The following is a 24,881-nucleotide window of genomic DNA, read 5'->3' as shown; positions in this document are numbered from 1 at the left end:
GGGGGAGTCCGCCGATGGCCTACCCGCCCCGGGAGTACCTGCCCGGCACCCCGTTCGGCTACCCGCCGCCGCCGGACCGCCCCGTCCAGTGGTACGACGAGGACGCCGGGCCGATGGTCCGCCCCTACGCCCTCACCAAGGGCCGCACCCGCCCCGGCCAGCCCTTCGACCTGATCGCCCTGGTCGTCACCGACGTCCCCGACCCGACCGTGCTGCCGGTCGGCCCCGAGCAGGTCGCCATCCTGGAGATCTGCCGGGGCAACGCCCTGTCCGTCGCCGAGATCGCCGCCGACCTCGACCTGCCGCTCGGCGTGGTCCGGGTCCTGCTCGGCGACCTCCTCGACGGCGAGCACATCCGGGTCAGCCGCCCCGTCCCGCCGGCCCTGCTCCCGCACGAACACATCCTCCAGGAGGTCATCCATGGGCTTCGCGCCCTCTGACAGCACCGACCTCGCCCTGAAGATCCTGGTCGCCGGGGGCTTCGGCGTCGGCAAGACCACCCTGGTCGGGGCGGTCAGCGAGATCAAACCCCTGCGCACCGAGGAGCAGCTCACCGCGGCCGGCACCCACGTCGACGACCTCGGCGGCGTCGAACGCAAGACCACCACCACCGTCGCCATGGACTTCGGCCGGATCACCATCCGCGAGGGCCTGTCCGTCTACCTCTTCGGCACCCCCGGCCAGGACCGCTTCTGGTTCCTCTGGGACGAACTCGCCCAGGGCGCCCTCGGCGCCGTCGTCCTCGCCGACACCCGCCGCCTCACCGACTGCTTCCCCGCCGTCGACTTCTTCGAGCACCGCGGCATCCCCTTCGTGGTCGCCGTCAACCGCTTCGAGGGCAGCCGCACCTTCCGCCCCGAGGACGTCTCCAGGGCACTCGACCTCGACCCCGCCACCCCCGTGGTGCTCTGCGACGCCCGCGAACGCGCCTCCGGCAAGGACGTCCTGATCAGCCTGGTCGAACACGCCGGAAAGGTCCACGCGGCCCGGGTGCTGGCCCAGGCGAGGAGTTGACGCCGCCGCGCACCGCCGCGTTAGCATGCCCGGCATGTTCCTCACCCGTGACTAGGACCCGCACCGCGACCGCCCGCCGCAACCGGCGCCGCGGTCGCTCCGGCGTCCCCGTCCACCGGCGCGCCGCGCGCCGCCACCGTTGAGGAACCCCACTCCGTCATGTCCGCGTCCTACCTGGCCGTGCTGCGCGCTCCCGGCGCCGCCCGGCTGATCCCCGCCGCCCTGCTCGGCCGCCTCTCCTACGGCACCGTCTCGCTCTCCCTGCTGCTCGCCACCACCGACGCCACCGGCTCGTACGCCCGGGCCGGCTGGGTGATGGCGGTGTTCTCCGCGGTCGGCGTCCTGCTGTTCCCGACCCGGGCCGGCCTGGTCGACCGGTACGGGCCCCGGCGGACCCTGCCCCCGATGGCCGTCGGCTACGCGGCCGTCCTGCTCGCCCTGACCGCCGCCACCTGGCGCCCCGGCACCCCGTACGGGCTGCTGCTGGTGCTGGCGGCCGCCGCCGGCGTCCTCGCCCCGCCGCTCGGACCGGTCACCCGGGCCCAGTGGAGCATCCTCGCCACCGACCCCGGACTGCGCCGCCGCGCCTACAGCCTGGACACCGTCGCCGAGGAACTCCTCTACGTCACCGGCCCGCTGCTGGCCGGCCTGCTCGCCACCGTCGCCCGCCCCGCCACCGGAGTGCTGCTCAGCGCGGCCCTCGCCCTCGGTGGAACGCTCGCCCTGGCGGCCGTCGCCGTGCCCGTACCGGCCTCCGAGGCGGCCCCGTCGCCCCGCTCCGGCACCCGCCACCTGCTCGGCCGGGCCCGCCAACCCCTCGCCGCCGCGGCCGGCGCCGGCGCGGGCCTCGCCGCGTTCTCCCTGCTCGCGGTGGTCTTCGCCGGCCGCCACGGCCGCCCCGCGGACGTCGCCTGGGTCGAAGCCGCGCTGGCCGCCGGCAGCGCGACGGGCGGGCTCGCCCTCGGCGCGGTCGACTGGCGCGCCCCCGTCACCACCCGGCTCACCGCCTTGACCGCCGCCCTCGCCACCGCGCTCGCCCTCGCCGCGTTCGCCCCCACCCTCCCGGCCCTCACCGCCGTCGCCGCCCTGGCCGGCCTCGCCGTGGCCCCCACCCTCACCACCGCCTACCTCCTCACCGACGAACTCGCCGCCCCCGCCGAACGCACCCGCGCCGGAGCCTGGGTCAACACCTCCTTCAACGCCGGCAGTTCCACCGCCACCGCCCTCACCGGCACCCTCCTCACCCACCTCCCCCTCTCCACCTGCCTCCTGCTCGCCGCGACCCCGCCCCTCGCCGCACTCGCCCTCCGGCGGAGGAAGCCGTAGCGGGGTGCGCACCCGGGAGCCCGGGCCCCGCCGCTCCCCGGGCCCCTGATGTCGCGCCCTCCCGACACCCGCCCGCCCGCCGATGAGTTCCGGCACCGGACCCCGTCCAACCCGACATGACACGAATCCACGTCAACGGCACCACCCTGGGAACGGAGTCGTTCGGCGACGAGGACGCCCCGCTCGTCCTGCTCGCGGGCGGGCCGACGATGCTCTCCTGGCCGGACGCCCTGTGCGAACGCCTCGCCGCCGGCGGCCGCCGCGCGGTGCGCTACGACCTGCGCGACAGCGGGGAGTCGGCGACCGGTGATCCGGAGGCGCCCGGCTACACGCTGCGCACCCTCGCCGCCGACGCGGCGGCCCTCGCCGGGGCGCTCGGCGGGGGCCCCGCGCACCTCGCCGGGATCGGCGTCGGCGGGATGGTCGCGCAGGTGGCCGCGCTCGACCACCCGGACGCGTTCTCGGCGCTCACCCTGGTCGGCACCCGCCCGGTCGCCCCCGGCCCGGTCGACGCGGACCTGCCCGACCACGACCGGGCGGTGACGGGACGGCTGTTCTCCCGTCCGCTGCCCGACTGGTCCGACCGCGAGGCGGTCGCCGGGTTCGCCGCGGCCGGCGCGGAGGTCCTCGGCGACGACCCGGCCGCCGCCCGGGCCACCGCCGCCCGGATCTGGGACCGCACGCCCGGCACCGCGCCCCCGGTGCAGGCGGCCAACCAGCTCGGCCTGGTGTTCTCCCGGCTCGACTGCGGCCCCCGCTGGCGCGAACGCCTGCCCGGCATCGGCCTCCCCGCCCTGGTCGTCCACGGCCGCCGCGACGGCTTCTTCCCCGTCGGCAACGGCGAGGCGCTCGCCCGCGCGATCCCGGGGGCCCGGCTGCTGGTCCTGGACGCCGCGACGGCGCTGCCCGCGGCGGCGGAGGAGGAGGTCGCGGAGGCGATGCTGAGCCTGCGCCGAGAGCGGCGGGAGCGCTCCGCGACGGCCAGGCCGACGATCCGGGCGGCCCAGGCGCCGGAGGGGTAGACCGCGGGGAGGCCGGTCGGGGTGAGGAGGAGCCGGAGGCGGAAGGTGACGGCGGTGAACAACAGGGCGTAGGAGCGGAGCGGCGGTGGGCGGGGACGCGGCCGTGCCGGGCGTGGTGGAGGCCGAGGGCGGTGGTGGCGAGGGTGGGGACGGCGAGGGGACCGCCGCGCCGCTGCACCTCGCCGAGTCCACCGTGAAGACGCACGTCAAGCGGATCCCCGGCAGGCTCGGCGCGCGACCGCTCGCAGGCGGTGGCCGCCGCGTACCGGCACGGGCTGATGGCGCCGCAGCCCCACCGGCCGACCCGGCCGGGCGCACCGTGACACTCCGCCACTGACGGGGTGTCAGCTCCGCGCGCCGACCCGGTCGTACATTGAGCGGATGATCGTGGAGAACGGGCCGGGGCCCGCGCGGCAGGTGCGCTACGGGCAGGGCCCGTCCGGGCGGCGGCTCGCCGAGCAGGGCCGGTGGGAGGAGCTGCTGGAGCGCTTCCGGCTGGCCAGGGCGCTGGGCGACTCGCTGTCCGGGCCGCTCGGCCACCTGGTCGCGTACGGCGCGCCCGCCGCCCTCGCCGCCCGGCTGTTCGACCCCGGCGGCCCCGGCGGCCCCGGCGCCCCCGCGACCGCCGCCGACCACGACGCCGGGCCGCTGTGGGAGGTCCTGGCCACCCGCCACCCCCGGCCGGTCCTGGACGCCCTGCCGCTGCCGTCCGGGATCCGCCGCCTCGCCGCCCACACCCGCGCCCTGCTCGGCGAGGACCCCGGCGACGACGCCCCCGACGAGGACGGGGTGCCCTACCGGCTGCTGCCCTGGGAGGACGGCGGCTGGGAGCGCGACACCCGGGTCCGCGAGTACCTGCCCTTCGGCGGCGCCCGCCGCGCCCTGCACCTCGCCCCGCCCACCCGCGAGGGCCTCGCCGTCATCGAACTCCCCAACCCGGGAAGCCGGTTGACCGGGCTCCCGGCCACCCGGGCACTCGCCGCGCTCTCCGACTGGACCACCGCCGTGTGCGTCCGCGGCCGCGCCGCCGACGCCGCCGCCCAGCTCGCCGGCGGCCCCGAAGTCACCGGCGGCCACTTGCCGTTCGCCGCCCTCTACCCCGCCCTGGTCCACCTCGCCTCGGCCCGCCCCGACCGCGGCGCGGCCCAGGGACGGCTCGCCGTCTGGCAGTTGCTCGCCGCGATGGACGGCACCCCCGGCCCCCTCCGGACCGTCGCCGAATCCCTGGTCGCCCGCCTGCGCTGCCTCGCCTGGACCGAACCCGCCGACGACCTCCGCCACCTCCACCTCGCCCTGGAGGACCCCGCCACCGGCCTGGCCTGGGCCCTCTCCGGCACCACCCCGGAACCCGCCTGAGAGCCCCCGACGCCTCCCTCCCCGTCTGCCGGAGGCCCCCGTGGAACCGCCGGACCCCCGCCCGCGTGGAGGTGGTTGACCACACGGGCGGAGGCCGGATGGGAACGAAGGCGCTGGACTGGAAGGGCTGGCGGGTGCCGGCGAACGGATGCGCCTGGGTGCCGCTGGCGGTGGCGTTCGGGGTGTGGGCGGCGCTGCGCGGGAGCGGCCTCGCCGACGGGGCCTGGCACTGGTGCCTGACGCAGGACGCCGAGGGGCTGCCCGGCCGGTTCTGGCCGAAGGCGGCGGTGATGGGCGTCTGCGTGGTGACGATGCTGCTGCTCGCCGCCCCGCTGTCCCGGCTGAAGGGCAGCGCCTGGTGGCTGTGGCCGGTGCTGCTGCTGGCCGGGTACGCCCTCGCCGCGCTGTACGCGCACGGCATGGGCGCCCCGGCGGACGTCCCGGCGGGGGTGGAGCCGGACTGCGGCCCGATGCCGCGCTGGCCGTTCGGCCCGTCGTACTTCGAGTGGCTCAGGAACCGGTGACGGGCTGCTCCGCGGCCGGTGCGCCGGCCTGCGCGGGCAGTTCGGCGGTCGCGGCGGTCGCGCTCTCGTCGTAGGGGAGCGCGCCGGACAGGACGGACGCCATCCGGGTGCGGTCGAGTTCGCCGGTCCAGTGCCCGATCAGGACGGTGGCGGCCGCGTTGCCCGCGAAGTTGGTGAGCGCCCGGGCCTCCGACATGAAGCGGTCGATGCCGACGATCAGGCCGACGCCGTCGACGAGGGCGGGCTTGTGCGACTGGAGGCCGCCGGCCAGGGTGGCCAGGCCCGCGCCGGTCACGCCTGCCGCGCCCTTGGAGGCCAGCACCATGAACAGCAGCAGGGAGAGCTGCTCGCCCAGTGACATCGGCTTGTCCATCGCCTCCGAGACGAAGATCGACGCCATGGTGAGGTAGATCGCGGTGCCGTCCAGGTTGAAGCTGTAGCCGGTCGGCACGGTGATGCCGACCACCGGGCGGCTCACCCCGAGGTGCTCCATCTTGGCGATCAGCCGGGGCAGGGCGCTCTCCGAGGAGGAGGTGGAGAGGATCAGCAGGAACTCCCGTCCGAGGTAGCGCAGCAGCGCGAACACGTTCACCCCGGCGGCCAGCCGCAGCAGCAGGCCCAGCACCACGACCACGAACAGCACGCAGGTGGCGTAGAAACCGACCATGATCACGGCGAGGCTCTTCAGCGCCGCCGTGCCGGTCGCCCCGACCACCGCCGCCATCGCGCCGAACGCGCCGACCGGCGCCACCCACATGATCATCGACATCACCTTGAACACCAGCTTCTGCAGGTGCTCCACCCCGCGCAGCACCGGCGCCCCGGCCGGGCCCATCGCCTGCAGGGCGAACCCGACCAGCAGCGCCACCAGCAGGGTCTGCAGCACCTGGCCGGCGGTCAGCGCCGACACCAGGGTGGTCGGGACGACGCCGAGCAGGAACTCGGTGGTCGACTCCGCGCCCGCCGCGGCCTGCGCGTGGCCGGACTTGGCGAGCGCCGCGGTCAGGTGCAGCCCGCTGCCGGGCTCCAGCAGGTTGCCGACCAGCAGGCCGATGCCGAGCGCCACCGTCGAGGTCAGCAGGAAGTAGCCCAGCGCCAGGCCGCCGACCCGGCCGACCTTCGCGGCCCTGGTGACCGAGCCGACGCCCAGCACGATCGTGCAGAAGATCACCGGGGAGATCATCATCTTGATCAGGTTGACGAACCCGGTGCCCACCGGCTTCAGCTCCACCGCGAACCCCGGCGCGGCCAGCCCCACCACCACGCCCGCGACGACCGCGGCGACCACCGCCAGGTACAGGTAGTGGGTGCGGTCGGACCTCCCGGTCCCGGGCTTCCTCGCGCCGGGCGGCGTTCCGTGCTGGGTCGGCTCCATGCTCGCGGCTCCTTCGCCGTAGGCTCGGTGGGGGCTCGGGCCCGAGGGGTGGCGGGCCGCGGCCCGACTATCCGGCCCGGACGCGGCCGGGGCACGCTTGCGTTCATAGCGTTCACGCCGCCGTCCCGGCCCTTCGGCGCACCGGCCCGGGCGTGCACACTGGTCGGCATGCACCCGACCGGCACGCCGCCCCCGCACCGCCGTCGGCGCAGCCTGGCCGGGCGGCTGTTCGCCGTCCAGGTGGTGATCGTCGCCGCCGTGGTCGCGGGCGGCGCCGTCCTGGCCTACCTGTTCACCGCGCACCGCGCCGAGGACGCCGCCCTGCGGCAGGCCACCGCCGTCGCCCTCGCCGTCGCCGACACCCCCACCGTCCGGGAGGCCGCCGTCCGGCCCGACCCCAGCGCCGTCCTGCAGCCGTACGCGGAACGGGTCCGCGCCGACACCGGCGTCGACTTCGTCACCGTGATGGACCCCGACGGCATCCGCTGGACCCACCCCGATCCGGCCCGGATCGGCCTCCCCTTCCTCGGCCACACCGACCGGGCCCGGGCCGGGCAGACCCAGCACGAGACGTACACCGGCACCCTCGGCCCGTCCGTCCGGGTCGTCACCCCCGTCCTCGACGGCGAGCACCGCGTGGTCGCCCTGGTCAGCGCGGGCATCACCGTCGACAACATCACCGCCCGGCTGCGCACCCCGCTGCTCGCCCTCACCGGCGTCGCCGCCGCCGCGCTCGCCCTCGGCGCCGCCGCCAGCTACCTGCTCGCCGCCCGGCTGCGCCGGTACACCCACGGCCTGGACGCCGAACAGCTCGCCCACCTGTACGACTACCACCAGGCGACGCTGCACTCCGTCCGGGAGGGGCTGGTGCTGCTCGACCGCGAGCACCGCGTCCTGCTGTGCAACGACGCCGCCCGCGACCTGCTCCAACTGGCCGAGAACGCCGACGGGTTGACGGTCCGTCAGCTCGACCTGCCGGGATCGCTCACCCGGGCGCTGGAGAGCGAGGAGCCCGTCCGGGACGAGGTGCACCTGACCGCCGAACGCGTGGTGCTGCTCAACACCTCCCCGGTCGGGCCCGGCCTCGGTACCGTGGTCACCCTCCGCGACCACACCGAACTCCAGGGGCTGACGGGCGAGTTGGACAACATCCGCGGCATCGCCGCGGCCCTCGACGCGCAGGCCCACGAAGCCGCCAACCGGCTGCACGCCGTGGTCTCGCTGATCGAACTCGGCCGCCACCGCGAGGCCGTGGAGTTCGCCACCGCCGAACTCGCCCTGGCCCAGCGGCTCACCGACCAGGTCGTCGGCGCCGTCGCCGAACCCGTGCTCGCCGCCCTGCTGCTGGGCAAGGCCGCCCAGGCCGCCGAACGCGGCGTCGACCTCGCCCTCACCGAGGACAGCCGGATCGACGACGGCGTGCTGCCCGACCGCCTCACCCCGCGCGACCTGGTCACCCTGCTCGGCAACCTGCTCGACAACGCCATGGACGCCGCCATCGAGAACGCCGCCCGCGCCGCCCCCGCGGTCGCCGTCACCGCCCGCACCGAGGACGGCCACCTGCTGCTGCGGGTCGCCGACACCGGCCCGGGCGTCGACCCCGCCGCCGCCGGGGACGTCTTCCGGCGCGGCTGGACCACCAAGCAGCACGGCCGCGGCCTCGGCCTCGCCCTGGTCGCCCAGACCGCCCGCCGCAACGGCGGCGACGTCCGGATCGACCGGCAGGACGGCCCCGGCGCCGTGCTCACCGTCCGGCTCCCGCTCCAGCGCACCGAAACGGACACCGCCCCGTGACCGACCGGCCCATCCGCGTCCTGGTCGTCGAGGACGACCCCGTCGCCGCCGACGCCCACGCCCGCTACGTCGCCCGCACCCCCGGCTTCGCCGTCGCCGCCGTCGCGCACTCCCGCGCCGCCGGGCTCCGCGCGCTGGACGCCCACGCCCCGGTCGACCTGATCCTGCTCGACCTGTACCTCCCCGACGGCCACGGCCTGCAACTGTGCGCCGCGCTGCGCGCCGCCGGGCACGGCGCCGACGTCATCGCCGTCACCTCCGCCCGCGACCTCGCCGTGGTCCGGCAGGCGGTCAGCGCGGGCGTCGTCCAGTACCTGCTGAAACCCTTCGGCGCCGCCGCCCTCGGCGACCGCCTGCGTCAGTACGCCCGCTACCGGGCCAACCTCGAGCGCCCCGGCCAGGCGCTCGGCCAGGACGAGGTCGACCGGGCGCTCGCCCTGCTGCGCGGCACCGACCGCAGCAGCCTCCCCAAGGGCCTGGCCGCCGACACCCTCGACACCCTCGCCGCCGCCCTGCGCACCGCCCCCGACGGCCTCTCCGCCGCAGCCGCCGCCGAGGCCACCGGCGTCTCCCGGATCACCGCCCGCCGCTACCTGGAGCACCTGGTCACCACCGGTCGCGCCACCCGCGAACCCCGCTACGGCCAGGTCGGCCGCCCCGAACTGGGCTACCGCTGGCAGGAGGGCTGAGGCCGGTCAGCTCCGCGCGGCCAGGACCAGGTAGCGGGCCGGTTCGTCGGTGTAGGACAGCGGGGTCCAGCCGTTGGCGGCGAGCAGCGGGAAGAGGTGCTCGCGGGCGCGCAGGTCGTCGGGGGTGAGCGGGCGGCCCTTGCGGGCGGCGAGGGCGGCGCGGCCGAGCGGGTGGAAGAGGGCGAGGCGGCCGCCGGGGCGGGTGACCCGGGCGAGTTCGCGCAGGCCCTCGGCCGGGCCGGGCAGGTGGGAGATCAGGCCCGCGCCGAACACCAGGTCGGCGACGGCCTCGGGCAGCGGCAGCCGGGTGCAGTCGGCCTGCACCAGGGCGGCGTCGGCGCGGTGGACGGCGGCCTGCTCCAGCATCTCGGGCGTCAGGTCGACGCCGAGGACGGTGCCGGCCGGGCCGACGGCGGCGCGCAGCAGGGGCAGGGCGCGGCCGGTGCCGCAGCCCGCGTCGATGACGAACTCTCCGGCGGCCAGGCCGGTGTCGGCGATCGCGGCGGCGTAGCGCGGGCTGTCGTCCGGGTACTTGCCGTCCCAGCGGGCGGCGCGTTCGGCGAAGAAGGCGCGGGTCTCGGCCAGTTCGCGGGAGTGGGCTTCGCGGGCGGCGGTGCTGTCCATGGACGGGAGGCTACCCGGGGCGGGCCGTGACCCGTCACGGTTCGGCTCGTTGGAGGGGCGGGGGCGCCCGGCGGGCGCCCGGCGGGCGCCCGGCGGGGGCCGGGCGGGGGAGCGGGCAGGGGAACCGCTCACCCGGACGGGTGATCCGGAGGGCCTGGTGACGGCATTCGCCGGACCTCCGGAGATAAAGTTAGGCTTACCTAACTTCCCAAGGGAGCTCCTGCTGTGACCCTCACCGTCGGCACCTCCGCCGCACCGGCGGGCGACGCGATCCTGCGCCGCCAGCGCATCCGCGAATCGGCCGCCCGCACCTACGCCCGGTCCTTCCCGATCGTCCCGGTGCGCGCGAACGGCATGACCGTGGAGGGCGCCGACGGCCGCCGCTACCTCGACTGCCTCTCCGGCGCCGGCACCCTCGCGCTCGGCCACAACCACCCCGTGGTGCTCGGCGCGATCCGCCGCACCCTGGACAGCGGGGCGCCGCTGCACCTGCTCGACCTCGCCACCGCCGAGAAGGACGACTTCACCACCGCGCTGCTGGAGAGCCTCCCGGAGAAGTTCGCCGCCAGGTCCCGGATCCACTTCTGCGGCCCGGCCGGCACCGACGCCGTCGAAGCCGCCCTCAAGCTGATGCAGACCGCCACCGGCCGGCGCGGCGCCCTCGCCTTCACCGGCGCCTACCACGGCATGACCGCCGGGGCCCTCGCCGTCACCGGCAGCACCGCCGTCAAGGCCCCGCTGCCCAGCGGCGGCGAAGTCACCCGGCTGCCCTACCCGTACGCCTACCGCTGCCCGTTCGGCGTCGGCGGCGAGCGCGGCGCCGAACTCGCCGCCGCCTACACCGAACGCCTCCTCGACGACCCGTCCGGGGGCGTGCTGCCGCCCGCCGCGATGATCCTGGAGGCCGTGCAGGGCGAGGGCGGCGTCGTCCCCGCCCCCGACACCTGGCTGCGCGAGATGCGCCGGATCACCGCCGAACGCGGCGTCCCGCTGATCCTCGACGAGGTGCAGACCGGCGTCGGCCGCACCGGACGGATGTGGGCCGTCGAGCACAGCGGCATCGAACCCGACGCGATGGTGCTCTCCAAGGCCATCGGCGGCAGCCTCCCGCTCGCCGTCGTGGTCTACCGCGACGAGTACGACGGCTGGCAGCCCGGCGCCCACACCGGCACCTTCCGCGGCAACACCCTGGCCATGGCCGCCGGCGCCGCCACCCTCCGGTACGTCGCCGCCAACGGCCTGGTCGCCCGCGCCGAGGTGGTCGGCGCCCGGATCGCGGCCCGCCTCGACGGCGCCCGCGACCGCCTCCCGGTGATCGGCGACGTCCGCGGCCGCGGCCTGATGCTCGGCGTCGAACTCGTCGACCCCGCCGGTGAACCCGACAGCTGCGGCGCCCGCCCGGCCGACCCCCGCCTCGCCGTCCGGGTCCGCGAAGCCTGCCTGGCCCGCGGCCTGATCGTCGAGCTCGGCGGCCGCCACGACGCCGTCCTGCGCCTGCTGCCGCCGCTCACCATCACCGACGAGCAGGCCGAAGCCGTCCTCGAACGGCTCTGCGACGCCATCGAGTCCGCGATGCGGCAGCCGGGCGCCGGCGGGTGACGGCCGCCCGCGCGGCAACGGGAACAGCGACAAGTCGACAACGGGCGAGGGCGGGACGATGGACGGGCGGGGCATGAACGGGACGGGCGGGCTCTCCGGCGGGGTCGCCGGGCCGGAGGCCCTGCGGCCGCTGGTCGCCGAGGTGCTGGCCGGGCTCGCCGCCGGGGCGCGGCGGCGCGGCGGGCCGATCGTCCCCGGCGAGCCGGAAGAGATCGCGGCGGCCGTCCGGGAGGCGCTGGCCGAAGCCCGGGGCCCTTCCGCGCTGGGGCGGTTGGTGGAACTGCTGGCGTACGGCGCGGCCGACCCGGCCGACCCGCGGTGCGCCGCGCACCTGCACTGCCCGCCGCTGGCCGTCGCGGTCGCCGCCGACCTCGCCGTCAGCGCGCTCAACCCCTCCCAGGACTCCTGGGACCAGGCCCCCGCCGCGACCGCCCTGGAGAGCGAACTGCTCGCCGAACTCGCCGGGTCGGTGGGCTTCCGGCCCGACCGGGCGGCCGGCGTGCTGACCACCGGCGGCACCGAGTCCAACCTGATGGGCCTGATGCTGGCCCGCGACCAACGCCTCGGCCCGGACGTCGCGTCGAACGGCGTACCGGCCGGCGCCCGCCCCCGCGTCCTGGCCTCCGAGGCCGCGCACTTCTCCGTCCAGCGCGCTGCCGCCCTGCTCGGCCTCGGCGAACGCGCCGTCCGCACCGTCCCCGTCGACCGCCGACTGCGGATGGACGCGGGCGCGCTGGCCGACGCCTTCGCCGAAGCCGAGCGGGAGGGCGCCACCCCCGTCGCGGTCGTCGCCACCGCCGGCACCACCGACACCGGCGCGATCGACCCGCTGCACGCCGCCGCCGACCTCGCCGCCCGCCACGGCGCCTGGCTGCACGTCGACGCGGCCTACGGCGGCGGCGCCCTGTTCTCGGAACGGCTCGCCCCGCTCCTCGACGGCCTCGACCGCGCCGACTCCGTCTCCCTCGACTGGCACAAGCTCGGCTGGCAGCCCGCCGCCGCCGGCGTCTTCCTGGTCCGCGAAGCCCGCACCTACGCCTCGCTCGCCCGCCGCGCGGCCTACCTCAACCCCGCCGACGACGAAGCGGCCGGCTACCCCAGCCTGCTCGGCCAGTCCCTGCGCACCACCCGCCGCCCCGACGCCTTCAAACTCGCCGTGACCCTGCGGGTGCTGGGCCGCGACGGCCTCGGCGCGCTGGTCGACCGCTGCCACGACAGCGCCCTACGGGCGGCCGAACTCATCCGCGCCACACCCGAGTTGGAGCTCCACTGCGACCCGGTCCTGACCACCGTGGTCTTCCGCTACGCCGTCGCCGACCCGGTCGGCAGCGACCGCGTCAACGCCGGGCTGCGCCGCGAACTGCTGCGCACCGGCCGGGCGGTGGTCGGCCGCACCGAACTCCCCGGCCCCGGCCCGGGCCGGGTCCGCCTCAAGCTCACGCTGCTCAACCCGCACACCACGGAGGCCGAACTGGCGTCCCTGCTGGACGCCGTGGTCGAAGCGGGCCGGCGCGGCTGAACCCGGTCCGGCCGGCTACACGCCTTCGAGCAGGATGTCCCGGAGGGTGTCCCACTGCTCCGGGTCGGCGGCGACCAGCAGGCCGTCGGTGCCGCCCGGCGCCTCGGGGCGGTAGGGGGTGCCGTCGAAGCGGGCGCTGCGGCCGCCGGCCTCGGTGACCAGCAGGGATCCGGGGGCGTGGTCCCAGGGGAGGGTGCGCCAGTAGAGGGCGAAGTCGCGGACGCCGGTGACGACCAGCGGGTACTCGATGCCGGCGGAGCCGCGCCCGGGGTCGAGGGGGCCGAGGGCGAGCGTGTTGGCGAGCAGCCGGTGGCCGACGGGCGGGGCGAAGTAGCGGGTCTTGAGGATGCCGGTCCACTTCTCGGGGGCGGTGGTGACCTTCGGCAGGGTGAGCCGTTCGCCGTCCCGCCAGGCCCCGGCGCCGAGCTCGGCGGTGTACGCGGTGCGGTCGCAGGGCTGCCAGATCCAGGAGGCGACCGTCTCGCCGCGGCGGACCAGGGAGGCCATCACCGCGTACGAGGGCTGTCCGGCGACGAAGTTGCGGGTGCCGTCCACCGGGTCGACCAGCCAGGCGGCGGGCTCCTCGTGCAGGGCGCGGGCGAGCGCGGGGTCGGCGGAGACGGCCTCCTCGCCGACGACGGGGACGGGGAGCAGCTCGCGCAGGCGCCGGGAGATGATCCGCTCGGCCTCCCGGTCGGCGACGGTGACGATCTCGCCGGGGGCCTTCTCCATCACCTCGCCCTCGGCCAACGCCCGGAACCGCGGCTCCACCGCCTCGGCCGAGGCCTCGACCAGGATCTCGGTGACCTTCTCCATCAACACGCCCGTGCTCCCTTCACCGCCTCCCACTCTCCCACGCCGGGACGGTACGGACGGTGCGCAGGTGACGGGTGGGACGACCGCCGGGGCGGCGCGCGGGTCACTCCGCGGTGAGGCCCCCGTACTCGGCGCGCACCCGGCGGTCCATCGCCAGCGCGAACTGGGCGTCGTTGACGGCCCGGGCGAGCGGGCGCACGCGCTGGATCTGCTCGGTGAGCCGGGCCGCCTCGGCGGGCGTGAGGTCCTGGACGCGGGTGAGCGCGCCGAGCAGCCGGTCGCGGATCAGGGCGACGAACAGGTCGGCCATCGCGTCCGCGTGCTCGGCGGCCCGGCGGCTGACGTCCAGCACGGCGGCCAGCGGCACGCCCTCGTCCACCAGGGCGACGGTGGCGTCCATCAGGCGCCGGCTGACGTGGGTGACGCCGTCGGGGCCGACGGTGACGTAGCCCTGGGCGACCGACTCGGCGGTGTTGGCCTCGGTGAGCTGGTCGCCGAACGCGGCGCGCAGCTCGTCCCAGCCGAGGTGGACGGGCGTCTCGTCGGACCAGGGGGCGACCAGCGCGGCCTGCAGCCCGATCAGCTCGGCGACGTCCCGGCCGTCCTCGCCGGCGCCGATCAGTTCGGCGATGCCGCCCAACGCGTGGCCGCGCTCCAGGAGTTCGGCGATCAGGCGCAGCCGGGCCAGGTGCTCCTCTCCGTACCAGGCGATCCGGCCCTCCTTCCGGGGCGGCGGCAGCAGGCGGCGTTCGCGGTAGAAGCGGACGGTGCGCACGCTGACCCCGGCCGCCTCGGCGAGCTCGGCGACCCGGTAGGCGCGGGGGTGCTCGTCTTCCTGCTCGGTCTCCGCCACGTCGGTCAGCATAGGGCTGCGGGGCGGCGCGGAAACAGCCGCGTCCCGCGCTATTCCACTGAGTGTCAACAAGGGCTACTCTGCCAAACGCGCCAGTGATTACTGGCAACGTCCGGCGCCGCTCCCGAGGCGCCGCAGCACCGCCGGCCACCCGCACCCCACCCTCGCCAGGAGGCCCGCCCATGGCACCCCGCACCAAGAAGCCCCCCGCGCCCGGCGCCGACCCCGGAGCCGCCGACCCGCAGCAGGCCGAGGCCGTCCCGCACGTGCGGGTCGCCGTCGTCGGCTCCGGCTTCGGCGGCCTCGGCGCCGGCGTCCGGCTGCGCCGGGCCGGCATCACCGACTTCGTGATCCTGGAGCGCGCGGACTCCGTCGGCGGCACCTGGCGCGACAACTCCTACCCGGGCTGCGCCTGCGACGTGCCCTCGCACCTGTACTCGTTCTCGTTCGCGCCCAACCCCGAGTGGCCCCGGGTGTTCTCCGGCCAGCCCGACATCCGGGCCTACCTGGAGCGCGTCGCCGACACCTTCGGGCTCCGCCCGCACCTGCGCTTCGGCGCCGAGGTCACCGAACTGCGCTGGGAGGAGGAGCACACCCGCTGGCGGGTCTCCTCCAGGGCCGGTACCTGGACCGCCGACGCCGTGGTCTCCGCCGCCGGGCCGCTCGCCGACCCGCAGATCCCCGACCTGCCCGGCCTGGACGCCTTCCCCGGCAAGGTCTTCCACTCCTCCCGCTGGGACCACGACTACGACCTCGCGGGCAAGCGCGTCGCCGTGGTCGGCACCGGCGCCTCCGCCGCCCAGATCATCCCGGCGATCCAACCCGCCGTCGGCGCCCTGACCGTTTTCCAGCGCACCCCCGCCTGGGTCCTGCCGCGCGCCGACCGCGAGGTCAGCGGCGTGGAGAAGTGGCTGCACGCCAAGCTCCCGCCGACCGGGCTGCTGCGCCGCGCCGGGCTGTTCGTGATGCGCGAGCTCCAGGTCGACGCGTTCGTCCGCCGCCCGCAGCTGCTCAAGCTCGTCCAGCAGGTCGCCCTGCGGCACATGCACAGGGCCGTCGCCGACCCGGCGCTGCGCGCCAAGCTCACCCCCGACTACCGGATCGGCTGCAAGCGCATCCTGCTCAGCAACACCTACTACCCGGCGCTGGCCGCGCCCAACACCGAGGTGGTCGCCGGCGGCCTGCGCGAGCTGCGCGGCTCCACCCTGGTCGGCGCGGACGGCAGCGAGCACGAGGTCGACGCGATCGTCTTCGGCACCGGCTTCCACGTCACCGACCTGCCGATCGCCGAACGGGTCTTCGGCATCGGCGGCACCGCGCTCGCCGAGAGCTGGAAGGACGGCATGGAGGCGCTGCGCGGCTCCACCGTGCGCGGCTTCCCCAACCTGTTCTTCCTGATCGGCCCGAACACCGGCCTCGGCAACAACTCGATGATCCTGATGATCGAGTCCCAGCTGAACTACCTGATCGACGCGCTCACCACCCTCGACGCGGTCGGCGCCACCGCCATGCAGCCCACCGAGCGCGCCCAGCGGCGGTGGAACCTGGAACTCCAGCACCGGATGGGCCGCACCGTGTGGACCACCGGCGGCTGCCGCAGCTGGTACCTCGACCAGGACGGCAAGAACACCGTGCTGTGGCCCGCCTCCACCAGCGCCTTCCGCCGCGCCACCCGGCACGTCGACCTCGCCGAGTACGAGCTGGTCAAGCGCACCGCGCCCGAGCAGGCCGCGCCGGTCGACGTGCGGGCGGTGACCGCATGAGCCGCCGCATCCCCGCCGACTGCGTGCTGCCCGACCCGGCCGCCGTGCGCACCGTCCGCTCCGCCGACGGCGCCGAGCTGAACGTCGAGGAGTACGGGCCCGAGGGCGCGCCGCTGGTCGTGCTCGCCCACGGGTGGACGTGCTCCACCGCGTTCTGGGCGCCGGTGATCAACCGGCTGGCCGCCGACTTCCGCGTCGTCGCCTACGACCAGCGCGGCCACGGCCGCAGCCCCGCCCCGGCGGGCCCCGACGGGTACTCCACCGCCAAGCTCGCCGACGACCTCGAAGCGGTGCTCGCCGCCACCGTCCCCGACGGGCGGCGCGCCGTGGTCGCCGGGCACAGCATGGGGGGCATGACCGTCATGGCGGCCGGCGACCGGCCCGGCGTCGCCGCCCGCACCGCCGCCAACCTGCTGGTCAACACCGGCCCCGGCGAGCTGATCGCCGAACTGGCCGTGCTGCCGGCCGCCGTCCGCGCCAAGGGGCTGCGCCGCTTCCTGCACCGGCAGATCCTGCGCTCCCGGCTCCCGCTCGGCCCCGTCACGGCCGTCACCAGGGCCGCCCTCAAGTACGCCACCATGGGCCCCGCCACCCCCGCCGACCGGGTCGAGGCCTGCGCGCAGGTGGTGCACGCCTGCCCGGCGAAGGTCCGCTTCCACTGGGCGACCGTGCTCGACACCCTCGACGTGCACGACGCCCTGGCCAGGGTCGCCGCCCCCACCGCCGTCGTCGCCGGCAGCCACGACCGGCTCACCCCGCCCGTCCACGCCCGCCGGATCGCCGCCGCCCTGGCCGACCCGCGCGGCCTGCTCGAACTGCCCGGCACCGGCCACATGAGCCCGGTCGAGCGCCCCGCCGAGGTCGCCGCCGAGATCCGCCGCCTCGCCGCCCTGGCCACCGCCTCGCCGTCCCTTGAGGAGACCGCATGACACCGCCGCTGTCCTCGCAGGTCGTCGTCGTCACCGGAGCCGCCCGCGGCCTCGGCGCGCTGATGGCCCGCAAGCTCTCCGAACGCGGCGCCAAGGTCGCGCTGGTCGGCCTGGAGCCCGCCGAGCTCAAGGCGGTGGCCGCCCAGTGCGGCGAGCACGCCTCCGCCTGGGAGGCCGACGTCACCGACCTGGACGCGCTCGTCGAGACCGCGAACCGGATCAAGGACCGCTACGGGCGGATCGACGCCGTGGTGGCCAACGCCGGCATCGCGCTCGGCGGGCCGCTCCAGGACAGCGACCACCGGGCCTGGACCCGCGTCATCGAGGTCAACCTGCTCGGCTCCGTCGCCACCGCCCGGGCCTTCCTGCCCGCGCTCGCCGAGAGCCGCGGCTACCTGCTGCAGATCGCCTCGCTCGCCGCGCTCACCCCGGCCCCGCTGATGTCCGCGTACTGCGCCTCCAAGTCGGGCGTCGAGTCCTTCGCCCACGCGCTGCGCGCCGAGGTCGCCCACCAGGGCGTCAAGGTCGGCGTCGGGTACCTGAGCTGGACCGACACCGACATGGTGCGCGGGGCCGACCAGGACGCCGTGCTGCGGCAGATGCGGGCCAAACTGCCCTGGCCGGCCAACAAGACCTATCCGATCGGCCCGGCCGTCGACCGCCTGGTGGCCGGCCTGGCCCGCCGCTCCGCGCACGTCTACGCCCAGGCGTGGCTGCGCGGCATGCAGCCGCTGCGGGGCTTCCTGCCCGGCCTGATCGCCGCCGTCGGCTCCCGCGACGTCGCCCGCCTCGCCCCCGAGCTGAAGGCCACCGCCGCCACCCGCCTCGGCCCGGTCGGCGCGGGCGGGTTGGCCGACCAGCGGGCCAGGGCGGACCGGACGGAGTGACCCGGCGGCCGGACCGGTGGTCCGTCGACGGGTCGGCGGAGCACCGGGCCCCGGCCCGGCCCCGGACGCGCGTCGGGCCCGGCCCCGTGGAGAGGGGCGGGCCCGGGCGTGCGGAGCCGGTGCCGGACCGTCAGTGCCGCGAGGGGCGGCGGGAGCGGGCCGGCGGTGCGACTTCTATGGAGCGGGCGTGGAGCCGAACGGACATCAGTTCTCCTGAAGGGGATGGGCGCCGCGTGGGACGGCGGCGCTGCCCGAAACCGTAGGGTGATCGGACCAACGCCGGTGCGGGGCGCGCCGCCGAGCGGGCCCGCGTCGCCCGAAGGGCCGAGGCGCCCGTGGTCCGGTCGGTCGATGCGCCGCCGCGGTACCGCCCGGTACGGTCGGGCCATGACCACCGCTCTCATCACCGGCGCCACCGCCGGCATCGGCGCCGCCTACGCGAACCGCCTGGCCCGCGACGGCCGCGACCTGGTGCTGGTCGCCCGCGACACCGAACGCCTGGCCGCCGCCGCGGCCGACCTCTCCGCCCGCTACGGCGTCCAGGTCGAGACCCTGGGCGCCGACCTCGCCACCGAGGCCGGCATCGAGGCCGTCGAAGGCCGGCTGCGCGACGGCTCCCGGCCCGTCGACCTGCTGATCAACAACGCCGGCTTCGGCCACCGCGGCACCTACCTGGACGTCCCCGTGCAGGACGAGCTGGACATGCTCAAGGTCCACGTCGAGGCCGTGCTGCGGCTCACCACCGCCGCCGTCCCCGGCATGCGCGACCGCGGCTTCGGCGCGGTCGTCAACGTCGCCTCGGTCGCCGCCTTCCTGCCGCGCGGCACCTACGGCGCGACCAAGTCCTGGGTGGTCAACTTCACCCTCGGCATCGCCCGCGACCTGGCCGGCAGCGGCGTCCGCCTCCAGGCCCTGTGCCCCGGCTTCACCCGCACCGAGTTCCACCAGCGGGCCGGCATGGGCACCTCCTCCATCCCCGCCTGGGGCTGGCTCACCGCCGACCGCGTCGTCGACGACTCCCTGCGCGACCTGGCCCGCAACCGCCCGCTCTGCGTCCCCAGCAAGCGCTACCGGGCCGCCGTCGCCGCCGCGCGGCTCCTGCCGCCGGGCGGTCTCGGCAAGCTCTCCAACACGGCGGGCCGCGACTACCGCAAGCCCTAGGAGGGCGGCGGGGCGGGGCGGAACCGGCCGCGCGGCTCCGCCGCGCCCCGGTTCCGCGCCCGCCGCCGTCTCCGCCCTCCTCGCGCGCACCGGCGGGAATGCCCAGAAGCTTAGGTTTGCTAATGGTGAGCAAGGCTCGTTAAACTCGGGTCCGTCCTCGTGCCCACCGACCCCCGGGAGGTCCCCGTGCAGTTGAACCGGATCGACTGGACCCCGCCCGAGGGCCGCTCCGAGCAGCCCGCCCAGGTGCGGCGGATCCTGCGGCTGTTCCGGCCCTACGCCGGGCGGCTGGGCGTGGTGGGGCTGCTGGTCGCGGCGTCCGCCGTGGTCTCGGTGGTGACGCCGTTCCTGCTGCGCGCGGTGCTGGACACCGCGATACCGCAGGGGCGGACGGGGCTGCTGAGCCTGCTCGCGCTCGGCATGATCGCCGCCGCCGTGGTCACCAGCGTGCTGAACGTCCTGCAGACGCTGATCTCCACCACCGTCGGCCAGCGCGTCATGCACGACCTGCGCACCTCCGTCTACCGGCACCTGCAACGGATGTCGCTGGCGTTCTTCACCCGCACCCGCACCGGCGAGGTGCAGTCCAGGATCGCCAACGACATCGGCGGCATGCAGGCCACCGTCACCGGCACCGCCACCTCCCTGGTGTCCAACCTGACGGCGGTGGTGGCCAGCGTGGTCGCGATGGTCGCGCTCGACTGGCGGCTGACGATCGTCTCGCTGCTGCTGCTCCCGGTGTTCGTCTGGATCAGCCGCCGGGTCGGCCGCGAGCGCAAGAAGATCACCGGCGAGCGGCAGCGCCGGCTCGCCGAACTCTCCTCCGCCGTCCAGGAGTCGCTGTCGGTCAGCGGCATCCTGCTCGGCCGCACCATGGGCCGCTCCGACTCGCTGACCCGCGAGTTCGCCGAGCGCTCCGACGACCTGGCCGCCCTGGAGGTGCGCTCCAGCATGGCCGGGCGGTGGCGGATGTCCACCATCGGGATCGTGATGGCCGCCATGCCCGCGCTGATCTACTGGGCGGCCGGCCTGGCCTCCGCCGCCGGGGCGCCGATCGTCTCGCTGGGCACCCTGGTCGCGTTCGTCTCGCTCCAGCAGGGCCTGTTCCGCCCCACCGTCAGCCTGCTGTCCACCGGCGTGGAGGTGCAGACCTCGCTCGCCCTGTTCCAGCGCATCTTCGAGTACCTCGACCTGCCGGTGGAGATCGACGAACCCGAGCACCCCGTCCACCTGGAGGAGATCCGCGGCGACGTCCGCTTCGAGGGCGTCGAGTTCCACTACCGCCCCGACCAGGACCGCCCCACGCTCTCCGGCATCGACCTGGCCGTCCCGGCCGGCGGCTCGCTCGCCGTGGTCGGCGAGACCGGCTCCGGCAAGTCCACCCTCTCCTACCTGGTGCCGCGCCTGTACGACGCCACCGGCGGCCGGGTCCTGATCGACGGGGTGGACGTGCGCGAACTGTCCTTCGGGACGCTGGCCCGCGCCGTCGGCGTGGTCTCCCAGGAGACCTACCTGTTCCACGCCTCGGTCGCCGACAACCTGCGCTTCGCCAAGCCCGACGCCACCGGCGCCGAACTCGTCGAAGCCGCGAGGGCCGCCCGGATCCACGACATGATCGCGGCCCTCCCCGACGGCTACGACACCATGGTCGGCGAGCGCGGCTACCGCTTCTCCGGCGGCGAGAAGCAGCGCCTGGCCATCGCCCGCACCGTGCTGCGCAACCCGCCGGTCCTGATCCTGGACGAGGCCACCAGCGCGCTCGACAACCGCACCGAGCACGCCGTCCAGCAGGCCCTGGACACCCTCGCCGCCGGCCGCACCACCATCACCATCGCGCACCGGCTCTCCACCGTCCGCGACGCCGACCAGATCGCCGTCCTCGACCGCGGCGAGATCGCCGAACTCGGCACCCACGACGAACTGCTCGCCCGCGGCGGCCGCTACGCCGCGCTGCTGGGCCGCGAGGCGCTCCCGGTGCCGGCCGCCTGACCGGGGCGGGCTCACCCCCACGGCCGGAGCTTCTCCGGGTTGCGCACCGCCCAGACGTGGGTGATCCGGCCCCCGGCGGTGCGGAACGCGAGCACCCCGGCCACCGCCCCGTCCACCAGCGCCACCAGCCCGTCCTGCCCGTTGACCGGGCACTCCAGCAGCTCGACCCCGGGCTGCGCGTCCGCGAACGCGGCCACCGCCAGCGCGATCCGCTCACCGCCCGACAGCGGCTCCAGCACGGCCGGAGCCAGCCCGCCGCCGTCGGCCACCACCGTCGCGTCCGGATCCAGCAGCCCCACCAGCGACCTGACGTCCTTCGCCTCCCACGCCCGCTTGAACTCCCGCACCAGCGCGGCCCGCTCACCCGCCGGCGCGGCCGGCGGCCGGGCGTCGCGCACCCGGCGGCGCCCCGAGGCCGCCAACTGGCGGCAGGCCGCCGCCGAACGGCCCACCACCGCCGCCACCTCGGGGAACGGGTACCGGAACACGTCGTGCAGCACGAAGGCGACCCGCTCCGCCGGGGTCATCGACTCCAGCACCACCAGGAACGCCATGTGCACCGACTCGTCCAGGGTGATCCGGTCCGCCGGGTCCCCGGCCGGGTCCGACCCGTACGGCCCGCCCGGCACCGGCTCCGGCAGCCACGCCCCCACGTACCGCTCCCGCCGCACCCGGGCCGAACCCAGCAGGTCCAGGCAGATCCGCCCGGCGACCGTGGTCAGCCACCCGCCCGGCGCGGCCACCTCCGCCCGCCGCCGCTCCGGCAGCGCGTACCAGCGGGCGTACGTCTCCTGCACCACGTCCTCGGCGTCGGCCAGCGAGCCGAGCAGCCGGTACGCCAGGTTGGTCAACCGCCGCCGCTCGGCCGCCACCACGCGCAGCGCCTCGTCCCGCCGCCGTTCCACGGTCTCTCCCACGTGCCCTCCTCCGTCGCTCCCGTCCCCCCTATGACCGGACAGCGCCCCGGAACGTGACATCCGGCCCCCGCCTCACACTCCGCGCGGCCGTTTCGTCGTACCGGGAGAAGGACACCGACGGACGGAGAGAGAGCGATGAACGACTTCCGAGCGGTCGCGGACCGGGTGGAGATCCAGGCCCTGCAGGCCGAGTTCACCGACGCGGCGATGATGCGCGACCGCGCGCGGCTCGCCGCGCTGTTCACCCCCGACGGGGTGCTGCGGATGCCCGACGTCCCGGTCGAGCTGACCGGCCCCGAGCAGATCCGGGTAGGCGGCGAGAAGCTCCAGGAGCAGTGGGAGTTCTTCGTGCAGAACACCCACCCCGGCACCGTCCGGATCGACGGCGACACCGCCACCGGCCGGGCCCACGTGCACGAGGTGGTCCGGCTGCGCGACGACCGCCAGGGCATCAACTACGCCATCTACCACGACCGCTACCGGCGTACCCCGGACGGCTGGCGGTTCACCGAACGGGTCTACGAGATCCGCTACCTGGACACCAGCCCGCTCGCCGGCTCCGCCCCCGGCACCACCCGCCCCTCCCACACCGCCCCCGCCACCGAGGACCGGCTCCAGCGGGCCGCCGCCGCCCTGGCCGGGCACGGCTTCGGCGTCGAGATCCTGGACGACGCGAAGGCCGCCCGGGCCCGGGTCGGGGAGCTCCTCCCGCCCGGCGCGAGCGTGCTCACCACCGCCAGCGAGACGCTCCGGCTCTCCGGCATCGAGGAGGACGTCAACGGCCGCCCGGGCGCGGTGAAACCCCGGCTGCTCGCCCTGGACCGGGAGCGCGAGGCCGGCGAACTGCGCCGCCTGCTCGCCACCCCCGACACCGTCCTGGGCAGCGTCACCGCCCTGGTGGAGACCGGCACCCTGGTGATCGCCTCCGGCACCGGCAGCCAACTGCCCGCCCACGGCGGCGGCGCGGGCCACGCGATCTGGGTGGTCGGCGCGCAGAAGCTCGTCCCCGACCTGCCCGCCGCCCTGCGCCGCGTCCACGAGCACGCCCTCCCCCTGGAGAGCGCCCGCACCGAGGCCGCCTACGGCCAGCCCAGCGCCGTCAACCAACTCCTGGTGCTGCACGCCCCGCCCCGCTTCACCCGCGGCACCGTCCTGCTGCTGCGCGAGGCCGTCGGCTACTGAGGACGGCACCGGCCCCGGGCGCGCGCCGTGCGCCCGGGGCCGGGAGTGGGGACGGCGTCAGCCGCGGAAGCCGGCCGAGCGCTCCGGGGAGGCCTCGGCCAGGGCCTTGGTGACGGCCTCGACGCCGGCGCGCAGGCCGTAGACGGGGGTGTCGGGCTGCTGGCGCCAGGAGTCGTCGATGCCGCCCGCGTCGACCGTGTCGAAGCCGAGGGCGTCGATCAGCTCGCGCACCACCTGCTTGGCGGCCGGGTCGTCGCCCGCCACCGGGAGGGCGATCCGCTCCGGGTCGCCGGCCGGGCGCGGGGCGTCCAGGATGTCCTGGGCGTAGGTGCCGTTGAACGCCTTGACCACGGGGTGGCCGAGCTGCCGCTCGACCCAGCGGCTCTCGGTCAGCCCCTCGTCCTCGATGGCGGCGATCCGGCCGTCCCGCTGCTGCGGGTAGTAGTTGTTGGTGTCGAGCAGGACGAAGCCCTCGGCGGCGCCCTCCAGCAGGTCCTTCGGGAGGTCGGGCAGGTTCTTCAGCGGGATGGTCACCACGACCAGCTCCGCGCCGTTCGCCGCCTCGGAGGCCGCCACGGGTGTCGCGCCGGTCTCGGCGGCCAGCTCGGCCAGCGTCTCGGGGCCGCGCGAGTTGGCCACCGAGACCTGGTGGCCGAGCGCGGTGAGGCGGCGGGTCAGGTTGCCGCCGATGTTGCCCGCGCCGATGATGCCGATCTTCATGGAACGCACTCCGTTCGGTCCGTTTCGCGGGCGCCGGGAGGACGCGCCCACGAGGATGCCGAACAGGCGGGGCCGCGCGGTTGTTCCCGCGCGGCCCGGACGGGTGACGGACCGGCTGACGCGGCGTCAGGCGGGCGTCGGACGGGCGTCAGGCGGCCTTGGGGGACTCGTTGTACTGCTCGGCGAGCTCCTGGCCGGAGAGCGCCTGGATGGCGGCCATCACCTCGTCGGTGACCTGGCGGCGGGCCTTGGCCGAGCGGGCCTGCCCGTGCAGGTCGTCGAAGCGCAGCGGCTCGCCGAACTTCACGCTGATCTTCCGCAGCCGGGGGATCCGCTTGCCGACCGGCAGGATGTGCTGCGGCCCCTCCAGGGCGACCGGCACCACCGGGACGCCGGCGGTCAGCGCCAGCCAGGCCACGCCGGTCTTGCCGCGGTACAGGCGGCCGTCCAGCGAGCGGGTGCCCTCGGGGTAGATGCCGAACGCCCGGCCGGAGTTCAGGATCTCCAGGCCCTCGTCCAGCGAGGCGGTGGCGGCCCGGACGCTGCCGCGCTCCACCGGGACGGCGTTGATCACGTGGGTGAAGAAGAACCGGGAGACCGCGCCCTTGAAGCCGGTGCCGGTGAAGTACTCGGCCTTGGCCAGGAAGAACACCTGGCGCGGTGCCGCCAGCGGGATCACCACGCTGTCGACGAACGACAGGTGGTTGCTCGCCAGGATCACCCCGCCCTTGCGCGGCACGTTCTCCAGGCCCTCGATCGTCGGCCGGTACAGGGCCTTCGCGAGCGGCTTGAGCACGAGCTTGGTGACGAGGTCGATCACGG

23 protein-coding genes are annotated in these 24,881 nt (G+C 75.9%); 16 read left to right on the top strand and 7 right to left on the bottom strand.

Annotated elements, in window-relative coordinates; all coding sequences use genetic code 11:
* The first annotated feature begins 14 nt into the window (after positions 1-14).
* The 6 genes from OO48_RS02490 to OO48_RS02460 all read left to right on the top strand — a co-directional run bounded on the left by OO48_RS02490 (position 15) and on the right by OO48_RS02460 (position 5,242).
* A complete protein-coding gene (locus OO48_RS02490; RefSeq protein WP_051731646.1) occupies positions 15-440 on the top strand; it encodes a DUF742 domain-containing protein in 426 nt (141 codons plus the stop codon).
* Entirely contained in the window at positions 421-1,014 is a 594-nt protein-coding gene (locus OO48_RS02485; RefSeq protein ID WP_033212311.1) for a GTP-binding protein, read from the top strand. The genes OO48_RS02490 and OO48_RS02485 overlap by 20 nt, the downstream gene beginning before the upstream one ends.
* Positions 1,015-1,173: 159 nt before the next feature.
* The gene (locus OO48_RS02480; protein ID WP_033212310.1) at positions 1,174-2,340 is read left to right on the top strand and encodes an MFS transporter; all 1,167 of its coding nucleotides are present in this window, start codon (positions 1,174-1,176) and stop codon (positions 2,338-2,340) included.
* Positions 2,341-2,456: 116 nt separating this feature from the next.
* Positions 2,457-3,362, top strand: a complete 906-nt coding sequence (locus OO48_RS02475) for an alpha/beta fold hydrolase (RefSeq protein ID WP_081951860.1) — start codon at positions 2,457-2,459, stop codon at positions 3,360-3,362.
* 381 nt (positions 3,363-3,743) lie between these two features.
* A complete protein-coding gene (locus OO48_RS02465) occupies positions 3,744-4,718 on the top strand; it encodes a hypothetical protein (protein WP_033212307.1) in 975 nt (324 codons plus the stop codon).
* Positions 4,719-4,816: 98 nt separating this feature from the next.
* Positions 4,817-5,242: a hypothetical protein gene (locus tag OO48_RS02460; protein ID WP_033212305.1), complete on the top strand. Its 426-nt coding sequence runs from the start codon at positions 4,817-4,819 to the stop codon at positions 5,240-5,242.
* Here the strand turns inward: OO48_RS02460 and OO48_RS02455 are convergent.
* Complete coding sequence (locus OO48_RS02455; RefSeq protein WP_033212303.1) at positions 5,229-6,617, bottom strand: cation:dicarboxylate symporter family transporter; 1,389 nt, start codon at positions 6,615-6,617, stop codon at positions 5,229-5,231. The genes OO48_RS02460 and OO48_RS02455 overlap by 14 nt on opposite strands.
* 168 nt (positions 6,618-6,785) lie before the next feature.
* On the opposite strand from OO48_RS02455, the gene OO48_RS02450 reads away from it, so the two are divergent.
* Both OO48_RS02450 and OO48_RS02445 read left to right on the top strand, forming a co-directional pair.
* The gene (locus OO48_RS02450) at positions 6,786-8,411 is read left to right on the top strand and encodes a sensor histidine kinase (protein ID WP_051731645.1); all 1,626 of its coding nucleotides are present in this window, start codon (positions 6,786-6,788) and stop codon (positions 8,409-8,411) included.
* Positions 8,408-9,100: a response regulator gene (locus OO48_RS02445; protein WP_033212302.1), complete on the top strand. Its 693-nt coding sequence runs from the start codon at positions 8,408-8,410 to the stop codon at positions 9,098-9,100. Before OO48_RS02450 ends, OO48_RS02445 begins: the two co-directional genes overlap by 4 nt.
* 6 nt (positions 9,101-9,106) lie before the next feature.
* On the opposite strand, the gene OO48_RS02440 is transcribed toward OO48_RS02445, so the two are convergent.
* Positions 9,107-9,724, bottom strand: coding sequence for a class I SAM-dependent methyltransferase (locus OO48_RS02440; protein WP_051731644.1), 618 nt, complete (start codon positions 9,722-9,724; stop codon positions 9,107-9,109).
* Between the two features lie 225 nt (positions 9,725-9,949).
* On the opposite strand from OO48_RS02440, the gene OO48_RS02435 reads away from it, so the two are divergent.
* Positions 9,950-11,323, top strand: a complete 1,374-nt coding sequence (locus OO48_RS02435) for a diaminobutyrate--2-oxoglutarate transaminase family protein (RefSeq protein WP_033212300.1) — start codon at positions 9,950-9,952, stop codon at positions 11,321-11,323.
* Between the two features lie 73 nt (positions 11,324-11,396).
* The gene (locus OO48_RS02430) at positions 11,397-12,842 is read left to right on the top strand and encodes a pyridoxal phosphate-dependent decarboxylase family protein (RefSeq protein ID WP_033212298.1); all 1,446 of its coding nucleotides are present in this window, start codon (positions 11,397-11,399) and stop codon (positions 12,840-12,842) included.
* Positions 12,843-12,857: 15 nt separating this feature from the next.
* Here OO48_RS02430 and OO48_RS02425 read toward each other — a convergent pair whose 3' ends face one another.
* Both OO48_RS02425 and OO48_RS02420 read right to left on the bottom strand, forming a co-directional pair.
* Positions 12,858-13,658, bottom strand: coding sequence for an inositol monophosphatase family protein (locus tag OO48_RS02425; RefSeq protein WP_033212296.1), 801 nt, complete (start codon positions 13,656-13,658; stop codon positions 12,858-12,860).
* Between the two features lie 103 nt (positions 13,659-13,761).
* Positions 13,762-14,511 carry a MerR family transcriptional regulator gene (locus OO48_RS02420; protein ID WP_033212487.1) on the bottom strand — a complete coding sequence of 250 codons (750 nt, stop codon included), beginning with the start codon at positions 14,509-14,511 and terminating at the stop codon, positions 13,762-13,764.
* Between the two features lie 182 nt (positions 14,512-14,693).
* On the opposite strand from OO48_RS02420, the gene OO48_RS02415 reads away from it, so the two are divergent.
* The 5 genes from OO48_RS02415 (at position 14,694) to OO48_RS02395 (ending at position 21,240) form a co-directional block, all read left to right on the top strand.
* Positions 14,694-16,274 carry a flavin-containing monooxygenase gene (locus OO48_RS02415; RefSeq protein ID WP_245194501.1) on the top strand — a complete coding sequence of 527 codons (1,581 nt, stop codon included), beginning with the start codon at positions 14,694-14,696 and terminating at the stop codon, positions 16,272-16,274.
* Positions 16,271-17,203: an alpha/beta fold hydrolase gene (locus tag OO48_RS02410; protein WP_033212294.1), complete on the top strand. Its 933-nt coding sequence runs from the start codon at positions 16,271-16,273 to the stop codon at positions 17,201-17,203. Before OO48_RS02415 ends, OO48_RS02410 begins: the two co-directional genes overlap by 4 nt.
* Positions 17,200-18,090, top strand: a complete 891-nt coding sequence (locus OO48_RS02405) for an SDR family oxidoreductase (RefSeq protein ID WP_033212292.1) — start codon at positions 17,200-17,202, stop codon at positions 18,088-18,090. The genes OO48_RS02410 and OO48_RS02405 overlap by 4 nt, the downstream gene beginning before the upstream one ends.
* 387 nt (positions 18,091-18,477) lie before the next feature.
* Positions 18,478-19,251 (top strand): SDR family NAD(P)-dependent oxidoreductase, encoded by a 774-nt coding sequence (locus OO48_RS02400; protein WP_033212290.1) that lies wholly within the window; start codon positions 18,478-18,480, stop codon positions 19,249-19,251.
* Positions 19,252-19,437: 186 nt separating this feature from the next.
* The gene (locus OO48_RS02395) at positions 19,438-21,240 is read left to right on the top strand and encodes an ABC transporter ATP-binding protein (protein WP_033212485.1); all 1,803 of its coding nucleotides are present in this window, start codon (positions 19,438-19,440) and stop codon (positions 21,238-21,240) included.
* A gap of 11 nt (positions 21,241-21,251) precedes the next feature.
* On the opposite strand, the gene sigJ is transcribed toward OO48_RS02395, so the two are convergent.
* Positions 21,252-22,157: an RNA polymerase sigma factor SigJ gene (gene sigJ, locus OO48_RS02390; protein ID WP_245194500.1), complete on the bottom strand. Its 906-nt coding sequence runs from the start codon at positions 22,155-22,157 to the stop codon at positions 21,252-21,254.
* A 135-nt stretch (positions 22,158-22,292) separates the two neighbouring features.
* On the opposite strand from sigJ, the gene OO48_RS35895 reads away from it, so the two are divergent.
* Positions 22,293-23,339: a nuclear transport factor 2 family protein gene (locus OO48_RS35895; RefSeq protein WP_033212288.1), complete on the top strand. Its 1,047-nt coding sequence runs from the start codon at positions 22,293-22,295 to the stop codon at positions 23,337-23,339.
* 57 nt (positions 23,340-23,396) lie between these two features.
* On the opposite strand, the gene OO48_RS02380 is transcribed toward OO48_RS35895, so the two are convergent.
* Both OO48_RS02380 and OO48_RS02375 read right to left on the bottom strand, forming a co-directional pair.
* The gene (locus OO48_RS02380) at positions 23,397-24,068 is read right to left on the bottom strand and encodes an NADPH-dependent F420 reductase (protein WP_280842386.1); all 672 of its coding nucleotides are present in this window, start codon (positions 24,066-24,068) and stop codon (positions 23,397-23,399) included.
* Positions 24,069-24,207: 139 nt separating this feature from the next.
* Entirely contained in the window at positions 24,208-24,879 is a 672-nt protein-coding gene (locus OO48_RS02375; RefSeq protein ID WP_033212285.1) for a lysophospholipid acyltransferase family protein, read from the bottom strand.
* Positions 24,880-24,881: the final 2 nt, after the last annotated feature.

Source organism: Kitasatospora phosalacinea (genome assembly GCF_000716545.1).
GTDB classification, from domain to species: domain Bacteria; phylum Actinomycetota; class Actinomycetes; order Streptomycetales; family Streptomycetaceae; genus Kitasatospora; species Kitasatospora phosalacinea.
The sequence above is the reverse complement of the archived record's forward strand: the minus strand, read 5'-3'. Positions and strand labels throughout refer to the sequence as shown.

Coding starts and splice junctions, on each gene's coding strand:
- OO48_RS02480 (WP_033212310.1), top strand. CDS start 1,174: ATGTCCGCGTCCTACCTGGCCGTGCTGCGCGCTCCCGGCGCCGCCCGG.
- OO48_RS02400 (WP_033212290.1), top strand. CDS start 18,478: ATGACCACCGCTCTCATCACCGGCGCCACCGCCGGCATCGGCGCCGCC.
- OO48_RS02405 (WP_033212292.1), top strand. CDS start 17,200: ATGACACCGCCGCTGTCCTCGCAGGTCGTCGTCGTCACCGGAGCCGCC.
- OO48_RS02440 (WP_051731644.1), bottom strand. CDS start 9,724: ATGGACAGCACCGCCGCCCGCGAAGCCCACTCCCGCGAACTGGCCGAG.
- OO48_RS02475 (WP_081951860.1), top strand. CDS start 2,457: ATGACACGAATCCACGTCAACGGCACCACCCTGGGAACGGAGTCGTTC.
- OO48_RS02415 (WP_245194501.1), top strand. CDS start 14,694: ATGGCACCCCGCACCAAGAAGCCCCCCGCGCCCGGCGCCGACCCCGGA.
- OO48_RS02485 (WP_033212311.1), top strand. CDS start 421: ATGGGCTTCGCGCCCTCTGACAGCACCGACCTCGCCCTGAAGATCCTG.
- OO48_RS02430 (WP_033212298.1), top strand. CDS start 11,397: ATGAACGGGACGGGCGGGCTCTCCGGCGGGGTCGCCGGGCCGGAGGCC.
- OO48_RS35895 (WP_033212288.1), top strand. CDS start 22,293: ATGAACGACTTCCGAGCGGTCGCGGACCGGGTGGAGATCCAGGCCCTG.
- OO48_RS02465 (WP_033212307.1), top strand. CDS start 3,744: ATGATCGTGGAGAACGGGCCGGGGCCCGCGCGGCAGGTGCGCTACGGG.
- OO48_RS02450 (WP_051731645.1), top strand. CDS start 6,786: ATGCACCCGACCGGCACGCCGCCCCCGCACCGCCGTCGGCGCAGCCTG.
- OO48_RS02455 (WP_033212303.1), bottom strand. CDS start 6,617: ATGGAGCCGACCCAGCACGGAACGCCGCCCGGCGCGAGGAAGCCCGGG.
- OO48_RS02425 (WP_033212296.1), bottom strand. CDS start 13,658: ATGGAGAAGGTCACCGAGATCCTGGTCGAGGCCTCGGCCGAGGCGGTG.
- OO48_RS02460 (WP_033212305.1), top strand. CDS start 4,817: ATGGGAACGAAGGCGCTGGACTGGAAGGGCTGGCGGGTGCCGGCGAAC.
- OO48_RS02490 (WP_051731646.1), top strand. CDS start 15: ATGGCCTACCCGCCCCGGGAGTACCTGCCCGGCACCCCGTTCGGCTAC.
- OO48_RS02410 (WP_033212294.1), top strand. CDS start 16,271: ATGAGCCGCCGCATCCCCGCCGACTGCGTGCTGCCCGACCCGGCCGCC.